Genomic DNA, 19,373 nt, shown 5'->3' on the forward strand with positions numbered 1-19,373 from the left:
CAAATCTTTGAACTGCGGCAACAAGTTCTGAATAAAGAATTTTGCAAAATGAACGACAGGCAACGTGAAGCGGTGCTTCATGTAAACGGTCCGCTGCTGATTTTGGCCGGCGCCGGAAGCGGAAAAACGACGGTGCTGGTAAACCGTATCGCCAATATTATAAAATACGGAAATGCATTCAGCAGCCAGACGGTTCCAGGCGATTTGTCCGACGAGGAACAAAATTCCATCAAGGAATACCTTGACCATGACATTCCCCTGCCGCAGCAGTTGGTAGACAGGCTGTCGGTAGGCGCCTGCCGTCCATGGCAGATTTTGGCGATTACCTTTACCAATAAAGCGGCGGGAGAACTGAAAAACCGGCTGGTTAATATGCTTGGCGAGGATGGGAATGATATCTGGGCGTCCACCTTCCATTCCACCTGTGCACGCATGCTTCGCCGGGACGGAGACAGGCTGGGGTATTCCAGCCATTTCACCATCTACGATACGGACGATTCGCGCCGCATGATGAAGGAGTGCCAGAAGGCGCTGGGGATCGACGACAAGCTCCTTTCCTGCAAATCCATTCTGTCCGCCATATCGCATGCGAAGGACAACATGGTTCTGCCGGAGGAATTTATGAAGCAGGCCGGCAATGACAACCGGTTGGTTTTGATCGCTAAGGCGTACAAGCTTTATCAGGCAAGGCTCCGTGAAGCCGACGCGATGGATTTTGACGACCTGATCTGCAACGCGGTGCTTCTGCTGCAGAATAACCCGGATGTTCTGGATTATTATCAGAATAAATTCCGCTATATCATGGTCGATGAATATCAGGATACCAACCATGCGCAGTATTTGTTTGTAAAACTGCTGGCACAAAAAAGCGGGAACCTTTGTGTGGTCGGCGACGATGACCAGAGCATTTATAAATTCCGGGGCGCAACCATTGAAAATATCCTGAGCTTTGAAAGTACTTTTCCGAACACAAAGGTCATCCGCTTGGAACAGAATTACCGTTCCACAAAAAATATCCTAAACGCCGCCAATGCGGTAATCGAAAACAACTTTCAGCGCAAGGGGAAAACCTTGTGGACTAATAACAAAACAGGCGAAAAAATTAGTGTACATACCGCTTACAGCGAACAAGACGAGGCCGATTTTCTGGCCAGAACGATTTTGTCCGGCGTGGCGGACGGCCGGAAATATTCCGACTTCGCGATTTTATACCGCATGAATTCCCAGTCCAACATCCTTGAAAAAATCTTTGTGAAATCCGGAATTCCCTATCGGATTATCGGCGGGCAGCGCTTCTACGAGCGCAAAGAAATCAGGGACATGATCGCCTATTTAAGCGTGATTAACAATCCGAATGATGAGATCCGTTTGCGCCGGATTATCAATCAGCCGAAACGTTCCATCGGGGATAAAACGGTGGCGCAGGCAACGGAAATCGCCGCTGCAAGGGGGGAAAGCCTTTTTGACGTTATCCGGCACGCGGACCAGTACGAACCTTTGAAGCGATCAGCACCGAAGCTGCTCCAGTTTGCATCGATCATACAGGAGCTGATCGATGCTTTAAACGATGAAAATACCAGCCTGAATGAACTGTATCGTTTGATTCTTGATAAAACAGATTATATCGCAAGCCTCTACACATCGGAAAACGGCGATGTGCAGGATCGTATCGACAATATTAACGAGCTTGCTTCCAACCTGATCAAATATGAAGAAGAAAACGGGGAGGAAGCTTCCTTGGAGGGCTTCCTGGAAGAGGTATCCCTCATTACCGATATTGACAATTTCGACGAAAGCTCCGACAGCGTGGTTATGATGACGGTTCATTCCGCAAAAGGCCTGGAGTTCCCGGTTGTGTTTCTGCCGGGCTTTGAAGACGGCATCTTCCCCGGAATGCAGGCCATTTACAATCCGGTGGAGATTGAAGAGGAACGCCGCCTTGCTTATGTGGCGATTACCCGTGCCAAGGAAGAACTTTTCCTGGTTAACGCCGAAAGCCGTATGATTTTCGGGAGCACTTCCCGGAATAAACCTTCCCGTTTCATAGAGGAAATTCCGGAGGAACTGCTTAATCGCACCCGTACAAGGGAATGGAAAAAGCCGCAGCCGGGGACCCGGCTGCCGACCTCCGCGTTTGAGGCGAGGGCGATTACAACCGAAGCTGCGCGCAATTTCGGCCCTTCCGGTTTCTTTCACAGCGCCCCCCCTGCTGTTCAGTTTAAAGCGGGGGACTGCGTTTTCCATAAGACTTTCGGGAAAGGAATGGTACTGTCCGCTACGCCGATGGGGAACGACACCCTTTTGGAAATTGCCTTTGACAAAGTGGGAACAAAGAAGCTTATGGCGAATTTTGCCCGCCTGCAAAGAGAGCAGCCATAAAAATGTGAAGCCCGTCTGAATTCAGACGGGCTTCATTTGTTTTCTGTGCACGTTTGCTTCTTTTTATCTGCGGGGGCGATCACTATTGCAGCCGCAATCGCTGACCTTGGGCGGGAAAAATTCCTCGGTCGGAAATTCGATGCGGCGGAACATATCGCACGGATCGTCCGATGAAGTGACACATTCTTTTTCCGGGATGCAGAAGTCATAAGCTGGGATTAACATTTGAACATTTCTGACAATTTGAACGATTGTGAAAATACCGATTGTTACGTAAACGGAACGATTTGATGAAAAATCAAGCTGGCCGCCGAACTGCCTGCAGATGCAATCTGGAATTTGGCAACAGGCTTCGTTGCAATGTGACTGGCAGTCGCAGATGCGGGCCGAAAGGCAAATCGGTTCCGCAACCTGGCAGGTTGCTTTTGGAAGTACATCTCCGCACCTGGAGTTTTGTACGATTAAGTCCTCTTGTGTGCAATCGGAGCTGAACATCTTTACGTTGCCCTCGCTGCCGTACAGAATGACCCTTTTGCTGAATATGGACACACCATTTACAATGCAGGGACTTGTGGCCAGCGGACAAAATACGTCCACACAAATGTTGAAGAAAAAGGTCATATCTACCGAATAAAAGCCCCTGTTAAATGGTACCGGCTCCAAGTCGAGGAACACCGTAATGACTTCAGCGCTTCTCAGCCGGACATTGGTCGCGTGTTCAATCAGATCGTGCTTATCCGGTGGGAAATAAACCCTTAAATCTTCAAGGCAGTCTTTATCAGAAGGGGGAACGGGATGGAAGCTTTCCTGTATTTCAAAAATATAGATTTATCTTACCCGGTGTGGGTTTATGTATCAGATAAGAAGCCCTGTTCTAAGCCGGCATACTGACGTTCAAGTGCTGTGCGAGCGGGAGCTCATCAATGCTTTCATAGTCCTTGTATTCCCCTTTTGTCGAGATACCGGTAAAATGGAGGAATGCAGGGTTCGTGTATTTGCCGTCTGTCTGTTCCGCTATGATGCAAAGCTCGATCAGCCCCATACCATCCTTTTGAATTTCCCTTACTCTCTCCAATAAGGAATTCGCATTAATGTGAATCTTCTGCATTTTTAAAACATCCTTTCAAATTTTTTTTACACAACAGTTTGTATTTTACGAGATATCCTGTAAAATTGCAATAGCGAAAAAAGTCGTAATTTATGTGATTTTCGGTTATGTGGAAAAATAGGATATATAAACAAATAATAAAAACGATTTGAACAAAATTTTATGTATATTTAGAAAATAATGAAGTGAATCAGAAGAAAATATCAAATTTAGAAAGCGTTTGGAAACGATTCGAAAGGCCGCAGATACAGGTCCAGAGTAAATTGGAAGGGTTTGGCCCCTTTTTCCTTTTTATAAACGATCCGGTCGATAAAAGCTTTTAACAGCATGTTTTTGCCCTGCGGTGTGGCCGAATCGTACAACTCCCAAATGGAAGCTTCCGATTTTGCGATTTTTTCCTCGTTTTCATGAGAATCGCCAAGAAGCGCGCGCAAGGTTTCTGCAAGCTTCTTCTTTTTCTCTTCCAAAAGGAAAAGCCGGGAGTAATAGGTGTTTTCATCATAGATCCCCCGCTCCAGCAAATCGTGCAGCCGCCCAATCTGGTATTCCGTCGTGCGGATTTCCGATTCGCATGCTTTTTGGGAAATCCGGCTCTTTCCGGCGGGCTGCGGCGCCTTTTCCAATGTCACCATTACTTGTTGATAGGTTTCTTTCAGCGTGCGCACAATCGCATCCTCAACGGGCAGGAGAGCGGAAGACGGCATACAGCCGGGTTTTTGGCAAAGCAGATAGGGGCGGCCGCGGACTACCTGTCGCTGCATGACGGTCCCGCAATTCGCACAGTAAACCAAGCCGGCAAGGGAATTTTGGATGATGCCCGTATTGGAAGGCGGATGGTTCCGCCCGGCGGAAAGCTTCTGCGCCTGTTCGAACAGCTCCTTGTCGATAATAGGGGGATGGATCCCTTTTACGACCGTCCACTTTTCCTTTGGATTGTAAATCGTGATTTGCTTTGCATTGCCCCTTGCCCCTTTCCGGATCTGCGTCTTCCTGTTCCAGGCAATCAGCCCGATATAGACCGGGTTATGGATGATTTTCATAATGGAGGTCCGCCCGAAGCGGTCTGACCGTCGCGGCTTTGCACCCATCAGGCAAATCGTATCCGCAATTTTTTGGCATCCCCAGCCTTTTTGTACATACATTTCGAAAATCAGCCGTACGAACCGAGCCTCCTCTTCCTTTATGGCAAGGGTGGGGCGCTTATTGACCGTCGTTTTGCTGTAACCGTACGGGGCGTTCGCAATGTAGCACCCGTCTTCAATCGATTTTTGGATTCCACGCTGCAGGCGCCGTTTGATGGCTTTCAGCTCCTGACGGGCCATAAAGGTTTCAAATTCGGAGAAGGTTTCGTCTGTTTCAATATTTAAGTCATAGGTTTTGTTGGGCGTAATGATTTTGGTGTTTGCATTTTTTAATGTTTCCAGAATGATACCCTGATCGCTCATCGTGCCGCGGCTCAGGCGGTCAATATCCATGCAAAGGATGCCGTCATAGCTTCCTTTTTCTACATCGGACAGCAGTTTCAGCATTTGGGGACGCGCGTAAAGCGATTCGCCGGATACCACCTCCTCGTAAATCCTTTTTATATTTAGATGGTTTTTTTTGGAAAATTCCAAAAGCGTTTCCTTGTGCCTTTGCAGCGTTTCGCCAATGGAATTATTGAGTTCTTCCGCGCGGCTTTTGCGCAGATAAATAGCTATATCCATCCTAATCACCCGCTTTGTTCATTTGCAGATTTCGATTGGAATATTCCCTTAAAAGAAAATAAATGAAGCATACGGCAAATAGGGCGATCATATTCTATAGAGAGGTGGTCATCGTGCGTGACGCAGGAAATCCGGACATTACGATTCATTTACGCCCGGGAACGGCGGCGGAAGTAAAGCAGAATCTGGAGGATTTGCGATGCGCTGCCAAATGGATTTGCGGAGAAGCGACCGGCTGCCAAATAAAAACAACGATTGACTGGAACAGCTTACATACAGCTGGGGTAGACGAAGCATCCGCCGGTGCTGTTCCGGAAGGGGGAGAAGAAAATGATCGACATGCCGTGCAAAAAGTGTAAGAGCGGTTTCCAGAACCGGATCTGCCGGAAATTCTGTTCGGCATATAAGCGCGCTTTCAATCGCAATGTTGAGCGGCAGCTTGATGAATACCTATTCCGGCGGCTGGCACGGTTCACAAAATAATAAGCAGGAAATCCCTTGAGGGCACTATAAAATGTATTGTGCGATGCGCAGAAAAATGACTGTATGGACTGTGGCGTATGCTGCGGACAGACAGAAAAAAGGACGAAGCCGTTTACGGTTTCGTCCTTTTTATATTTCGCCCCGCTATGCAGGAAGTTCAAAATGCTTTCGCGCTCTTTCGGCTGTTTCCATCTTGATCAATGCAGTTCGCTGCATGAATCATAAACCCGTAACCCGTCTATGCATACAGCTTCATTGAAAGTTCCGTTGTTTTGCACATTTGCATTGCTTTCCGAGCAGTTTCCATCCATAGAATATCCTCCTTTATTACAGTTGTTGAAGCTTGATTCTCTATACCATTTTATGGTAGGTGTTTCATTGTGTTACAGAAATATTTTCGGTTTGAAAGTATATTTTTGGAAATAGGCGAATGCTTAGAATATTTTATATAATCATTAATATAGAGTATTATTAATCAGCAAATCATATCATAAATCCTATTAAAATGATCAATAAGTACAAAATACAAATCTATTTTGCGGATTAATTCGTCTTTTTACAAATTTTTTTCTGTTTCTATTTTGTAAAGATTCTGTTATAATTATGTTAAACTTAAGGACAATCTATACGACATGTAACGAAATGAGGTTATTAAATGTCGCTTGCACTTTTTGTGGCACTTATACTCGTTTGCGCTTCGATTTTTGTCAATGGCTGGACGGATGCGCCGAATGCAATCGCTACGGTTGTTTCAACCAGGGTTCTTTCTCCGAGGGTGGCCGTGATTATGGCAACGTTTTTCAACCTGGTCGGTATCATGTGCTTTGGCTCGGCCGTGGCCAGTACCATCGCAAACCTTGTCGATGTGGGCACCGGTTCCAATCCGCTGATCGCGATTTGTGCGGCGCAGCTTTCCATCGTTATTTGGTCTCTAACTGCTTGGCGGTTCGGCATTCCGACCAGCGAAAGCCATGCGCTGATTGCCGGCTTAATGGGGGCCGGAATTGCCTATAACGGCCTTTCTGCTTTTAAGCTGGCTGAATTTGAAAAAGTGCTTTGGGGCATATTTATCTCAACGGTTGTCGGTTTTACCGCGGCCTACTTTGTTACAAAGCTGGTTGGTTACCTTTTCCGCCGCGTGAAACGCGTAAAAGCAAACCGCTTTTTTTCGATCGGCCAGATGGCTTCCGCCGCTTTAATGGCGACCAGCCATGGCGCGCAGGACGGCCAGAAATTCATGGGCGTGTTTGTGCTGGTGATCTTGCTGGCAAACAATCAGCCGGTTCCTTCAACGGTTCACATTGATCTTTGGATCATGCTTCTGTGTTCGCTTGTTATGGCAATCGGAACTTCCATCGGAGGCTACCGTATTATAAAGACAATGGGAATCGATATGGTAAAACTGGAAAAATATCAGGGCTTTTCCGCTGAAATCGTCGCTTCCCTGTGCATGCTCATTACAACGGTGCATTCCGGTATACCGCTTTCCACAACCAATACAAAAGGAACGGCTATGATGGGCGCGGGCGCCGCAAGGCGGTTTTCCGATGTTAACTGGGGGATCGCCAAGGAAATGGTTATGGCGTGGGTGCTTACTTTCCCGGCCTGTATGCTTCTTGGTTACATTATGACCAAATTGTTTATACTCATTTTTTGATATATTATGTAGAGAATAAATAATCTGTTATTATTGAAGGGTAAGGGAATTCTATGAGTAGTTTTTTTGCTAAAGGGCCGGACTATTTTGAACTGTTTAAGAAAGGGATCAATATTTCGTGCAAGGCTGCAAAAGTGCTTCAGACCTCGTTTACGGACGGTCATATTGACAGGAATGAAATTGCCCAGCTGAAAGAGATTGAGCATGAGGGCGACCGGCATGTCCACTATTGTTCCAACCTAATTGCCGATTCCTTTATTACGCCGCTGGATCGTTCCGACATGATGGCGATGGTTCGTGCAATCGAGGCAATCACCGACAGCATCGACGATATCGGCAATCAGATTTATATGATGCACATTACCAAAGCAAGCGATTTTACGGTAAAAATGGTGGATTTGATCGTGAATTGCTGCGAAGGCCTGCAGGATCTGATGAATGAGTTTGAGCAGTATAAAAAGAATTATAAATCCATTAAGGAAAAAACTGTTTATGTTAACCATCTTGAAGAAGAGGGTGACGCGATTTTCAGCGAGGCTATGCGGGCGCTCTTTGACCCCGAGAACAAGATGGAAATGATTGACGTGATCCGGTTGCAGAATCTTTACAACACCTTGGAAGATGCGCTGGATTACTGCGAAGACGTTGCAGACATTGTGGAACAGATTATTATTTCAAACACCTGAAATTGAATTCTCTGAAGCTCACCTTTTGTTTGGGTGGGCTTTTCTTGCGCTTTGGGTCCTTTTATTTTGTGTTGAACACGTTACAATAGTTTGTTATAATACTAATATTACCGACTAAAAATGTAAAAAAGGGGCTATTTTATGGCAAAGGTAACATTGATTACATATACTCCAAATCCGGAAAAAACGGTTGCGCAGGCGGCAAAGCTCTGTTATTCTTCCGCTTCAATCGATACGATATCCGAAGGGCTGACACAGGAAAAGACCGCCTCCTTTGTTGACATGCTTTCTGACATTGGGCATGAAAGTCCCTTTGAACATGCATCCTTTACCTTTGGAATCGAAGGGGTTTCCCGCTCCTTTTTGGCACAGATTACCCGCCACCGCATTGCTTCCTATAGTGTGCAAAGCCAGCGTTATGTTACGGAATCCCATTTTGAATATGTAATTCCTCCCGAAATTGAAGCAATTCCGGAAGCGAAGGCGGAGTTCCTTGCCGCCATGGAGGAGGACCAGCGCCACTACGAAAATCTGACCGCGCTGTTGAAGGAAAAGCATAAGAAAGAGCTGTTGGCGTCCGGTATGGATGAAAAGTTGGCCGATCGCGCCGCGCAGAAAAAATCCATTGAAGACGCGCGTTTTGTGCTCCCGAATGCGTGCAATACAAAAATGATCTGCACCTTTAACGTACGTTCGCTCCAGCATTTCTTTTCCCTGCGTTGCTGCAATCGCGCCCAGTGGGAAATTCGCAGTGTGGCTGTGGAGATGCTGCGTCTGGTACGCGGCGTGGCACCGCATCTGTTTAAGAACAGCGGCCCGGCATGTTTGACCGGACCTTGCCCGGAAGGGAAAATGTCTTGCGGAAAAATCAACGAGATACGAGAGTTTTTTAAGGGAATAGGGGAAAACTGATGAATGGAAGATTAATCGCAATGGAAGGGCTGGACGGCAGCGGCAAGGCGACCCAGACCGCTCTGCTTTGCAAAGCCCTTGCGGAGCGGGGCATAGAGCTGCGCCGCATTTCCTTTCCGGATTACGACGAACCTTCGTCCGCTTTGGCGAAAATGTATCTGAACGGCGAATTCGGCTCGAATCCCAATGATGTTAACGCCTATGCCGCTTCTTCTTTTTACGCGGTTGACCGGTTTGCCAGCTATCGGCGTTTCTGGAAACAGGACTATCAGAACGGCGCTTTGATCATTGCCGACCGTTACACCACTTCCAATATCGTTTTCCAGCTTTCCAAATTGCCCAAAGAACGGTGGGATGATTTTATTGACTGGTTGCAAGATTTTGAATACAATAAGCTGGAGCTTCCCCGTCCGGATCTGACAATTTATCTGAGTATGCCGCTGAAGGTGTCCCAACGGCTGTTAACCGGCCGCTACCACGGGAACGAAGAGAAAAAGGATATCCATGAGAGCAATGAGTCCTATCTTGCAGCATGCCATGAAAGCGCGGTTTATGCCGCGCAGCATTTGAATTGGAAGATTATCCGCTGCGCAGAAGGGGAAAAACCAAGGGCAGTAGAGGCAATTCATAAAGAGATTTTGCAAAAGGTCATGGAAGGATCGCAATAAAGAATTTTCGGGACAGATGGCAAAGATGCTCCTGGTTCCCAGAAAGGTGCGGTTACAAGCTGTCATTTGTGCTGTCTGGAGTGTTATGGTATGATTTGTTTTGCCGATTGGGGGATGCGCCGGGAGCTTGCCCAAATATGGGAAACCTGCTTTCAGGAACCCTCGCGCCCGGCAAAGTACTTTTTAAATAATTGTTTTCGGCCCTGGGAATGCCTTGTTTATCTTACAACCAAGGGGATCGCGTCCGCACTTTACATGCTTCCCATTCAAATTACTACGGATGGAAAGCCGGTTCAGGCGCATTATATCTATGCGGCGGCCACACTTCCCGCCTACCGCGGCCGCGGCTATATGGCGGCTCTTTTGGCTGCCGCCGCGCTGGTCGGCGTAAAGCGGGGGGATCAGTATTCGTCCGTGCTGCCGGCAACGCCGGATCTTTACCGCTTGTATGAAAAGTCCGACTATACTTCCTTTTTTAAAGTCAGCCATTATACTGTGTTACAGGAAACCATGCGAAAGCTTGCCGGTTCTGCCAGCCCGTCAAAGAATATTTTTGATTTTAAAGAATTAAATCTGCTTCGGAATAAAACCCTGCTTTCGCGGGCCGGAAATGTTTTATGGAGCGACGAAGCCTTTGCTTTCGCGCAGGGAATGGGAAGGGTTTACGGTGACCGGATGATTTGCGCCCGAACCGGGAAAGAAGCAGCCTACGCTTTTTGCCGCCGAATGGAGGACGGTTCCTGCTTGATTTTGGAGCTGATGGCAAGCGGGAAGACAATGCGTAATTTGGCCGCCTGCATTCTTCATGAGATGCCGGCGCAGAAATATATCCTTCGCCTTCCGGCATTCAGTCCGCTGGGGCAGAAGGGAAGCGTTACGGATTTTGGCATGATTAAGCCAATCGGGGGCACAACGGTCCGTCAGATTGGGGCGGATACGGACATGCCCTACCTTGGACTTCCGCTTGATTAATCTTTGGGAGGGTTCTGTTATGATTTATCTTTTTCTTGCAAATGGATTTGAAGAAATCGAGGCGTTGGCAACCGTTGATGTATTGCGCCGCGCAAGCTTGGATGTGGTTACTGTCGGCGTAGGCGGGAAAAGAATCACCGGTTCGCATAAAATCGAAGTGACCGTCGATGTGGAAGAAAAGGATGTTTCTTTCGACGGCCTGGATATGGTGATTTTACCGGGTGGCGTTCCGGGTACACCGAATCTGGAAAAATCAAAGGTTGTCCGGGAAGTGTTACGGCATTGCGAAGAACATAAGAAATATATTGCGGCGATCTGCGCGGCGCCTTCTATCCTTGGGCATATGGGTCTGTTGAAGGGGCATGCCGCGTGCTGTTTCCCGGGGTACGAAACGGAGCTGGACGCGCAAACTGTTTCCATGGATCCGGTTTGTGTCAGCGGAAAAATCATTACAGCGCGGGGCGCGGGCGTAGCGGTGGAGTTTGCCCTGGCTATCGTCGGGGAGCTGTTGGGCTCTGAAAAATCAAAGTCTCTTAGGAAGTCGATGCAATGTATATAAAGAACATCAAAGAAATAAAAATAAGTCTGCGCGCGCGTTACCGGAAGTTTCGCAGCAGGCTGGGCGAAGACCAGAAAGCCGGGATGGATTCCAAAATCCAAAACCGGCTTCTTGCGCTACGGGAGTATACGGGCGCGGAGACCGTGTTTACTTATGTCAGCAAGCCGATCGAGGTTGATACAATCGCGTTGATCAAGACCGCGCTTGCCAGCGGGAAAAGGGTTGCGGCGCCAAGGTGCGTTCCGGATACATATGATATGGAATTTTTCTATATAACTTCCCTTGATGATCTGGAAAAAGGCAGCTTCGGCGTTTTGGAACCGTCTCCCTCCAAATGTCGAAAAGTGACGAATTTTTCAAAGGGGCTTTGTATCGTACCGGGTCTCAGCTTTGACTCTCAGGGGTATCGCCTTGGATACGGAAAGGGCTATTACGACCGTTTTCTTGCCGGGTTTGGCGGAACAACGGTCGGTATCTGCTATTCCGGCTGCGTGCAGTGGAATTTGCCCCACGGCTATTATGACAAACCCGTGGATATATTAATTACGGAGAAGTATATTCGGAGGATGGTAAATCAAAGGGCAGGCGGCTGAAATGCATTTGTAGGAGGTTGTATCCATGAGTGATGAGAGGGATCCCAACGGTTACCATCAGAAAAGGGTACAGAATTTTAAACTGAATATAAAGGACGAGGACTTTTACGCAACGCCGGGAGAAGATTATCCTTCCGCACCTGTGGGCAGAAGGGCGGACTCTCGGAATCGCGATGTGCTGCATAGTTACAGCGATCCCCGGGCGGCGCACCGGGCAAAGCTTTCGCAAAGTGAAGCCGCGATCCGCGCCGAACATGCGCACCAGGTTCGCAATTTGGAAAAGGGAAGGAAGAATAAGAATTTCTTCCGCTTTTTCTGGGTTATTATGGTACTTTTCACCTCCGTGCTGCTTGCGCAGTATATGATTACCGGAATTAACGACATGCTGGCAATCGGAAAGGAGAAGGTAAGCGTAACCGTCGAAATTCCCAAGAAAGCAACTTCCGAGCAGGTTGCCGGTATTTTAAAGAATGCCGGAGTGATCCGGGATGCGAATTTCTTCATGCTGTATTCCAAGCTGACCAAAGCGGATGGAAGCTATCGGAACGGCAGTTATAAAATTGACACGAATTTGGATTATCAGGCGATTATTACGGCGCTGCAGTCTAATCTGAACCGCATCGACACAATTAAAGTCACCATTAAAGAAGGTATGAATGTCCTCGAAATGGCGGGACTGCTGGAAAAGCAGAATGTTTGCAGCGCAAAGGAGTTTCTTGCCATTGCCAATTCCGATCAGTTTGACAGCGGCTATGAAATCATTCAGGCGATCAGAAACGGAAAAGAACGGTATTACAAGCTGGAGGGCTACCTGTTCCCGGACACCTATGATTTTTATAGGGAAGAAGACCCGAAGAATGTGGTGAAAAAGCTCCTGAATAACTGTAGCAAAAAACTGACCAAGCAAATTCAGGATAAGGCGGCGGCGCAAAATATGTCGCTCGATCAGGTAGTGACGCTGGCTTCCATGATTCAGGCCGAGGCGGCGGATAAAGAGGATATGTACAAGGTATCTTCGGTTTTCCACAACCGGCTTGCGAAGAAAGAGGGCGACCTTCAGCGCCTGCGTTCCGACCCAACTACCTATTATCCTTACCGTACAAAGGATGCGGTTCCGTCCGATCTGCGTTCCACTTATAAGAGCCGTTACGATACCTATACCATAAAGGGACTGCCGCCGGGTCCGATCTGCAATCCGGGAATGGATGCGATTGACGCAGCACTGAATCCGGCCAATACCAACTACCTCTATTTCTGCCACGATAAGAACGGCAAGGCGTATTACGCCACAACGAATGCGAAGCATGAGGCGAATTTAAGGAAAGCAGGATTGAAATAATTGGAGGGGGAAATTTGAAAGAAGAAAGCAATCGCGTTGAGCTGCTGTCGCCGGCCGGCGATACGGAACGGCTGGGCGCGGCCTTGGAATTTGGAGCGGACGCGGTTTATCTTGCCGGACAGGAGTTCGGTATGCGCACCGCCCCCTCCAATTTCAACCGGGAAGAGCTGCAGAAGGCTGTTCACTTAGCGCATGAGAAGAACGTTAAGGTATATCTTACCTGCAATACCGTACCCCATAACGAAGAACTTGCCCGCCTCCCGGACTTTCTGCGCTTTGCGCAGTCCGTCGGGGTGGACGCGCTGATTATTGCGGATTTCGGCGTGCTGGCAATGGCAAAAACCTATGCGCCGGATGTGGTGGTTCATATGTCCACGCAGACGGGAGTTGCGAATTACGCCAGCGCGAACGAGCTGTACAATCTGGGCGCTTCGCGGGTTGTCCTTGCGCGGGAGCTGAATTTGGAAGAGATCGCGGAAATCCGCGCGAAAACGCCGAAGCAGCTGGAAATCGAGGCGTTTGTCCACGGCGCAATGTGCGTTTCCTTTTCCGGGCGCTGTCTTTTGTCCAGCTATCTGACCGGGCGCGACGCGAACCGCGGGGACTGCGCACAGCCCTGCCGCTGGGAGTATGCGCTGGTGGAATCCAAGCGGCCCGGGCAATATATGCCGGTTTTTGAAGACAAGAACGGCACCTATATTCTGAATTCGAAGGATATGTGCATGATTGAGCATATTCCGGAGATGATTCAGGCCGGCGTAACCAGCTTGAAAATTGAAGGCAGGGCAAAATCCGCCTACTATGTGTCGGTCGTCACGAACGCATACCGGAATGCCATTGACGAATATTACCGCAATCCGAAGCAAAAACTCTCTCCGTGGATTGCGGAAGAACTGAATAAAATCAGCCACCGCGAATACAGCACCGGCTTCTATTTTGGGCACGAACCGGGCCAGGTTTATGAAAACGGTGGCTATGTGCGGGAGTATGACGTCATCGCGGTATGTGAGAAATACGAAGACGGCGTTGCGACGCTGTCCCAGCGGAACCGGTTTTTCAAAGGGGATACCGCCGACATTTTGGAAAAAGGGAAGAAACCCTATCTTCTTACGCTGGATGAGCTGTTTGACGAATACTGGAACCCGATCGGATCCGCCCCGCACGCGATGATGACCGTATATTTCAAAACGGATCATCCGATCGCAAAGGGCGCGATCCTGCGTAAAAAGCGCGTATAATTGCATAAAAATCCTCCATATTGGGAATCCTACCCAATATGGGGGCTTTTTTATGGAAAAAAGAACGGCAGTTTTTTTCGCTGCTATGATGATGTGTATGTTTCTGAGTATATTGAACATCTTTTCGATCTCCAGCGGCTCGCGGCTGGCGGCGACCGCCGACAACCAGAGCAGCTACAAATTGGTCCTCGCAAAAACGAGAGGTACGATTTATGACTGCCATAAAGTACCTTTCACAAGGTCGGGAAGCGAGTATGTGGCCGCGGTTTCGCCAAGCGTGGAAGGTGCCGCGGCGCTCAGCAAAACGCTGTCCGCCAAGGAAATGCAGGAAGTGTATCCGTCCCTGACTGCGGGCAAACCGTTTGCGCTGAAGCTTCTGAAAAACATTACCGCGCCCGGAATCGATGTGTTTCGCGTTAATAGCCGATACCATGAAAAGCAGCCGGCCGTGCATATTATCGGTTACCTGGACGGTACCGGAGCCGGCGCAACGGGGATCGAAAAGGCATTTAACGAGCAGCTTACAAAAAATCAGGGGGAAATATCCGTTACCTATCGGGTGGACGCCCTGAATCGGGTGCTGCAGGGGGAAAACAAAAAAATTAACGATACTTCCTATCTGGAAAACAGAGGGGTCGTCTTGACGCTTGATAGGAATATCCAGGACATAGCGGAGAAAGCGGCTGAAAAGTACCTTACCAAGGGAGCGGTTGTCATTGCGGAGGTACCGTCCTGTAAAATCCGCGCCATGGTGAGCCTTCCGGCTTTTTCGCCGAGCCATCTTGCGGAAGCGCTGAAATCCAAGGATTCCCCGCTTATGAACCGCTGCCTTTCCGCTTACAACGTCGGTTCTGTTTTTAAGCTCGTTTCCGCCGCGGCCGCGCTGGAGTACGGCATATCGCCGGATACGCCCTACACCTGCACCGGCTCGATCAATGTGTACGGCGATTTGTGCCATTGCTTTAACGGGGAAAGCCATGGCGCCGAAACCATGAAGGAGGCGATGGCGCAGTCCTGTAATACCTACTTTATCAATATTATGCAAAAGGTGCCGCAGGCGCAGTTCCTTTTGATGGCACAGAACCTGGGCTTTGGGCACGCGTTCGAAATCGCGCCGGGAATAGCTTCTTCCGAAGGGAATCTGCCGACGCTGGAAAGCCTGAACATCCCGCGCGCTCTTGCGAATTTTTCCTTCGGACAGGGCGATCTTACCGCAACGCCCATGCAGATTACCGCGATGATCAATACCATTGCGAGCGGCGGGAAGTTTACGCCGCCGAGCGTGTATGAGGGCTTTGTGGACGAAAATCTGAAATATACGTCGAAAGCCTCGGAACAGAAAAGTGCGCCGATTCTTTCCGACAGAACCGTGGAATTGCTCCGCGATTTTATGAAGGAATCCGTTGAAACAGGAACCAGTAAAAAAGGCAAGCCGGAAAAAGGGGGGGCGGGTGCGAAGACTTCTACCGCACAGACCGGGAAATACGTAAAAAATGTGGAGGCGGTGGAATCCTGGTACGCGGGATTTTATCCTTATGACAACCCGAAATACGTGATTACCGTTTTCGCAGAAAGCGGCACTGGCGGCGGCGCAACCTGCGGCCCTGTATTTAAACAGATTGCCGACGAACTTGCTGAAAAATAAGTCGCTATCTGCCAAATTTCATTGACAAGAGAAAGAATACAGTTTATAATCAAAATGAAATTCAATGTGCATTTTGGGTTGTTTTTAAGACGGCAGCCGGAATGTAATGGCGTTAAAGGGTACGAATGTGTCGGTTACTGCGAAAGAGAGGGGGTCCCTGGCTGAAAGATTCCTGCATTCCCCGGCGCTGGAGCCAACCCCAGCCCTGCGGCGACGAGCCGCGGCGTTCCCCGCGTTAAGGGATTCAAGCGGCGCGGCAGCGCAATTTGGGTGGTACCACGGATTTCTCCGTCCCATTGTGGATGGTGAAGTCTATTTTTTTTGCGGCGCACCGAACAAAGATATCTATTATTTTGGCCTGAGAGGCGGAATGGAGTTATTGCAATGAAATGGACTGGTTTGAACGAACTGCGTGAAAAATATCTGTCTTTTTTCGAATCGAAGGGGCATCTGCGCCTGCCAAGCTTTTCTTTGGTGCCGAAGGACGACAACAGCCTTTTGCTGATCAATTCCGGCATGGCACCGATGAAAAAATATTTTACCGGAGAGGTGACTCCGCCCCGCAAAAGGGTGACTACCTGCCAAAAATGCATCCGTACGCCGGATATTGAGCGCGTAGGCATTACCGCGCGCCACGGCACGTTCTTTGAAATGCTCGGCAATTTTTCATTCGGCGATTATTTTAAGCATGAGGCGACCGCGTGGGCGTGGGAATTCTGCACGAAGGTTCTGGAAATGCCCGTTGACCGCCTTTGGGTCACCATTTATACCGATGACGACGAAGCGTACGAAATCTGGACAAAGGAAGTCGGCGTTGCCCCCGCCCACATTGTCCGTATGGGGAAAGAGGACAACTTCTGGGAGCATGGCTCCGGCCCCTGCGGCCCCTGTTCGGAAATCTATTTTGACCGCGGCGAACAGTACGGCTGCGGTTCCCCAACCTGCGGCGTCGGCTGCGACTGCGACCGCTTTGTTGAGTTCTGGAACGTTGTGTTCTCCCAGTTTAACAGCGACGGCAAGGGAAATTACCCGCCGATGGAGCACCCGAATATCGACACCGGCATGGGCTTGGAGCGCCTGGCCTGCATTATGCAGAATGTGGACAATCTGTTCCTTGTCGATACCGTCCAGAATATTATGAAGCATATCTGCCGGATTGCGGATGTAAAATACGGTGACGACCCGAAAAAGGATATTTCCCTGCGCGTCATCACCGACCATATCCGCAGCACCACGTTCATGATTGGCGACGGCGTTATGCCTTCAAACGAGGGCAGGGGCTACGTCCTGCGCCGCCTGCTGCGCCGCGCCGCGCGCCATGGGCGTCTGCTCGGAATTCGCCGCACCTTCCTTTCCGAGGTTGCGAATACCGTCATTGATGAGAATAAGAACGCGTATCCGGAGCTGGATGAAAAACGCGCGATGATCTTAAAGCTTATCAACGTGGAAGAGGAAAGCTTTGCGAAAACCATTGACCAGGGCCTTCAGCTCTTAAACACATATATTGAAAACGCCAAGTCCAAGGTGTTTTCCGGTGCGGACGCATTTCGCCTGAGCGATACCTACGGCTTCCCGATCGACCTGACGAAAGAGATCGTCGCGGAGCGCGGTATGACGGTTGACGAGGAAGAATTTAAGCGCCTGATGCTAGAACAGCGCGAACGCGCCCGCGCGGCAAGAAAGAACGCCGGTGCGGATGCATGGGAGGGCGAAAACGACATTCTGGAAGGTGTTCCGGAAACAGAATTCCTTGGGTACGGCCAGTTTGAAACAACAGCAAAGGTGACTGCCATTGTCCGCGATGGTGAACGCGTGGAATCCGCGACGGCCGGCGATGAAATTGTGCTGGTGCTCGATAAAACAACGTTCTACGCGGAAAGCGGCGGGCAGATCGGCGATACCGGCACGATCGAGTCCGGCGACGCGATTCTGGAAATAAAGGACACAACCAAAAACCATGCGAAAAATTATCTCCATCACGCGGTGGTGTCCGCAGGGGAAGTCCGCGTTGGGGAAGAAGTTAAAGTATCCGTAAATAAGGAAAAGCGCCTTGCAATTATGCGGAACCATACGGCCGCGCACCTGCTTCAGGCGTCCCTGCGCAAGGCTCTGGGAGACCATGTGGAACAGGCCGGCCAGCTTGTCAATGAGAAGCATGTCCGTTTTGACTTTACCCATTTTTCCGCTTTGACAAAAGAAGAATTGCTGAAAGTGGAAGCGCTTGTCAATCAGGCGATTTTAAGCGGCATACCCGTGGAATGCCGCGAAATGGAGATTGAAGAGGCGAAAAAATTAGGCGCGATGGCGCTGTTCGGAGAAAAATACGGAAAGATTGTCCGCGTAGTTTCCGCCGGCGATTTTTCGAAGGAATTCTGCGGAGGCACGCATATCGATAATACCGCGAAAATCGGCCTGTTCAAGATTGTATCGGAAAGCTCCGTTGCGGCCGGCGTACGCCGTATTGAGGGTGTTACGGGAACGGGCGTGCTTTCGCTTCTGAATTCAACCTTACAGGAGATTCATGAAGCAGCGGCGGCGCTGAAATTGAACAATCCCTCTGAACTTGTGCAGAGGGCAGGCCAGCTTACCGCCGAGCTGAAGGAAAAGGATAAAACGATCGAAGCCCTGAACGCGAAGCTGGCCGCAATCCGGATGGACAGCCTGCTGGCGGGCGCAAAGGACGTAAACGGCGTGAAGCTGGTTACGGCGGTCATTCCCGGTGCACAGCCAGACGCCCTGCGCGCGATGTGCGACAAAGCGCGCGACTTTTCACCCAATATGGTAGCCGTACTGGCGGGAACGCACGACGGAAAGGCGAATATCGCCGCCTGCGTTGCAAAAGAAGCGCTGGCAAAGGGCGCGAACGCTGGGCAGATTGTGCGGCAGGTGGCACAGCTTGCGGGTGGAAACGGCGGCGGAAGGCCCGACAGCGCGATGGCTGGCGCAAAGGATCTTGCAAAATTGGACGAAGCGCTTGCCCAGGCAGAAAAAATAGTTGCCAATATGATTCATTAAGACTATAATGGTTTTTGTTGTATTGTTACAAAAGGAGGTATCATATGGACTGCGTATTTTGCAAAATAGCGAATGGGGAAATACCGAGCAATAAAGCGTACGAAGACGACAAAGTGCTTGCGTTCTACGATCTTGACCCACAGGCTCCGGTGCATATATTGATTATCCCAAAGGAGCATATCCAGTCTGTGGAAGAAATAACCCCGCAGAACAGCGCGGTTGTCGCCCGTATCTTTGAAGTCGCGGCAAAGCTGGCGAAGGAAAAGAACCTGACGGACGGATTCCGTGTAGTCAGCAATGTTGGAAAAGACGGCGGCCAGAGTGTTCCTCATCTGCATTTCCACCTGCTGGGCGGTCGCTCGATGAAGTGGCCTCCGGGCTGATTCTTCGATGATTTTATTTCTGAAAGGTCG

The 19,373-nt window shown here is 49.5% G+C and carries 17 protein-coding genes; 14 read left to right on the forward strand and 3 right to left on the reverse strand.

Annotated elements, in window-relative coordinates; all coding sequences use genetic code 11:
• Positions 1 to 48 precede the first annotated feature (48 nt).
• Positions 49 to 2,379: an ATP-dependent helicase gene (locus tag CAGA_RS00510; protein WP_135656626.1), complete on the forward strand. Its 2,331-nt coding sequence runs from the start codon at positions 49 to 51 to the stop codon at positions 2,377 to 2,379.
• Positions 2,380 to 2,442: 63 nt separating this feature from the next.
• Here the strand turns inward: CAGA_RS00510 and CAGA_RS00515 are convergent, their stop codons facing one another.
• The 3 genes from CAGA_RS00515 to CAGA_RS00525 all read right to left on the reverse strand — a co-directional run bounded on the left by CAGA_RS00515 (position 2,443) and on the right by CAGA_RS00525 (position 5,193).
• Positions 2,443 to 3,042 (reverse strand): hypothetical protein, encoded by a 600-nt coding sequence (locus tag CAGA_RS00515; protein WP_243112890.1) that lies wholly within the window; start codon positions 3,040 to 3,042, stop codon positions 2,443 to 2,445.
• A 211-nt stretch (positions 3,043 to 3,253) separates the two neighbouring features.
• Positions 3,254 to 3,487 (reverse strand): hypothetical protein, encoded by a 234-nt coding sequence (locus CAGA_RS00520; protein ID WP_135656631.1) that lies wholly within the window; start codon positions 3,485 to 3,487, stop codon positions 3,254 to 3,256.
• Positions 3,488 to 3,696: 209 nt separating this feature from the next.
• Positions 3,697 to 5,193, reverse strand: coding sequence for a recombinase family protein (locus CAGA_RS00525; RefSeq protein ID WP_135656634.1), 1,497 nt, complete (start codon positions 5,191 to 5,193; stop codon positions 3,697 to 3,699).
• Positions 5,194 to 5,306: 113 nt separating this feature from the next.
• On the opposite strand from CAGA_RS00525, the gene CAGA_RS00530 reads away from it, so the two are divergent.
• From CAGA_RS00530 to CAGA_RS00595, 13 genes are all read left to right on the forward strand, one after another.
• Positions 5,307 to 5,552 carry a hypothetical protein gene (locus CAGA_RS00530; protein WP_135656637.1) on the forward strand — a complete coding sequence of 82 codons (246 nt, stop codon included), beginning with the start codon at positions 5,307 to 5,309 and terminating at the stop codon, positions 5,550 to 5,552.
• Positions 5,553 to 6,331: 779 nt separating this feature from the next.
• Positions 6,332 to 7,333 (forward strand): inorganic phosphate transporter, encoded by a 1,002-nt coding sequence (locus tag CAGA_RS00535; protein WP_135656639.1) that lies wholly within the window; start codon positions 6,332 to 6,334, stop codon positions 7,331 to 7,333.
• A gap of 53 nt (positions 7,334 to 7,386) precedes the next feature.
• The gene (locus CAGA_RS00540) at positions 7,387 to 8,019 is read left to right on the forward strand and encodes a DUF47 domain-containing protein (protein ID WP_135656642.1); all 633 of its coding nucleotides are present in this window, start codon (positions 7,387 to 7,389) and stop codon (positions 8,017 to 8,019) included.
• A 141-nt stretch (positions 8,020 to 8,160) separates the two neighbouring features.
• Positions 8,161 to 8,931, forward strand: coding sequence for an FAD-dependent thymidylate synthase (thyX, locus tag CAGA_RS00545; RefSeq protein WP_135656645.1), 771 nt, complete (start codon positions 8,161 to 8,163; stop codon positions 8,929 to 8,931).
• Complete coding sequence (locus tag CAGA_RS00550) at positions 8,931 to 9,599, forward strand: dTMP kinase (RefSeq protein ID WP_135656648.1); 669 nt, start codon at positions 8,931 to 8,933, stop codon at positions 9,597 to 9,599. Before thyX ends, CAGA_RS00550 begins: the two co-directional genes overlap by 1 nt.
• Positions 9,600 to 9,689: 90 nt before the next feature.
• Positions 9,690 to 10,571, forward strand: a complete 882-nt coding sequence (locus CAGA_RS00555) for a GNAT family N-acetyltransferase (protein WP_135656650.1) — start codon at positions 9,690 to 9,692, stop codon at positions 10,569 to 10,571.
• A gap of 19 nt (positions 10,572 to 10,590) precedes the next feature.
• Positions 10,591 to 11,130 (forward strand): DJ-1 family glyoxalase III, encoded by a 540-nt coding sequence (locus CAGA_RS00560; protein ID WP_135656652.1) that lies wholly within the window; start codon positions 10,591 to 10,593, stop codon positions 11,128 to 11,130.
• Positions 11,121 to 11,723, forward strand: a complete 603-nt coding sequence (locus CAGA_RS00565) for a 5-formyltetrahydrofolate cyclo-ligase (RefSeq protein WP_135656654.1) — start codon at positions 11,121 to 11,123, stop codon at positions 11,721 to 11,723. The genes CAGA_RS00560 and CAGA_RS00565 overlap by 10 nt, the downstream gene beginning before the upstream one ends.
• 25 nt (positions 11,724 to 11,748) lie before the next feature.
• Complete coding sequence (gene mltG / locus CAGA_RS00570) at positions 11,749 to 13,062, forward strand: endolytic transglycosylase MltG (RefSeq protein ID WP_135656656.1); 1,314 nt, start codon at positions 11,749 to 11,751, stop codon at positions 13,060 to 13,062.
• Between the two features lie 14 nt (positions 13,063 to 13,076).
• Complete coding sequence (locus CAGA_RS00575; protein WP_135656658.1) at positions 13,077 to 14,300, forward strand: peptidase U32 family protein; 1,224 nt, start codon at positions 13,077 to 13,079, stop codon at positions 14,298 to 14,300.
• Between the two features lie 52 nt (positions 14,301 to 14,352).
• Positions 14,353 to 15,945, forward strand: a complete 1,593-nt coding sequence (locus CAGA_RS00580; RefSeq protein WP_135656661.1) for a peptidoglycan D,D-transpeptidase FtsI family protein — start codon at positions 14,353 to 14,355, stop codon at positions 15,943 to 15,945.
• Between the two features lie 384 nt (positions 15,946 to 16,329).
• A complete protein-coding gene (gene alaS / locus CAGA_RS00590) occupies positions 16,330 to 18,960 on the forward strand; it encodes an alanine--tRNA ligase (protein ID WP_135656665.1) in 2,631 nt (876 codons plus the stop codon).
• A 44-nt stretch (positions 18,961 to 19,004) separates the two neighbouring features.
• Positions 19,005 to 19,343 carry a histidine triad nucleotide-binding protein gene (locus tag CAGA_RS00595; protein WP_135656667.1) on the forward strand — a complete coding sequence of 113 codons (339 nt, stop codon included), beginning with the start codon at positions 19,005 to 19,007 and terminating at the stop codon, positions 19,341 to 19,343.
• Positions 19,344 to 19,373 lie beyond the last annotated feature (30 nt).

This window comes from Caproiciproducens galactitolivorans, from assembly GCF_004768785.1.
Lineage (GTDB): Bacteria > Bacillota > Clostridia > Oscillospirales > Acutalibacteraceae > Caproiciproducens > Caproiciproducens galactitolivorans.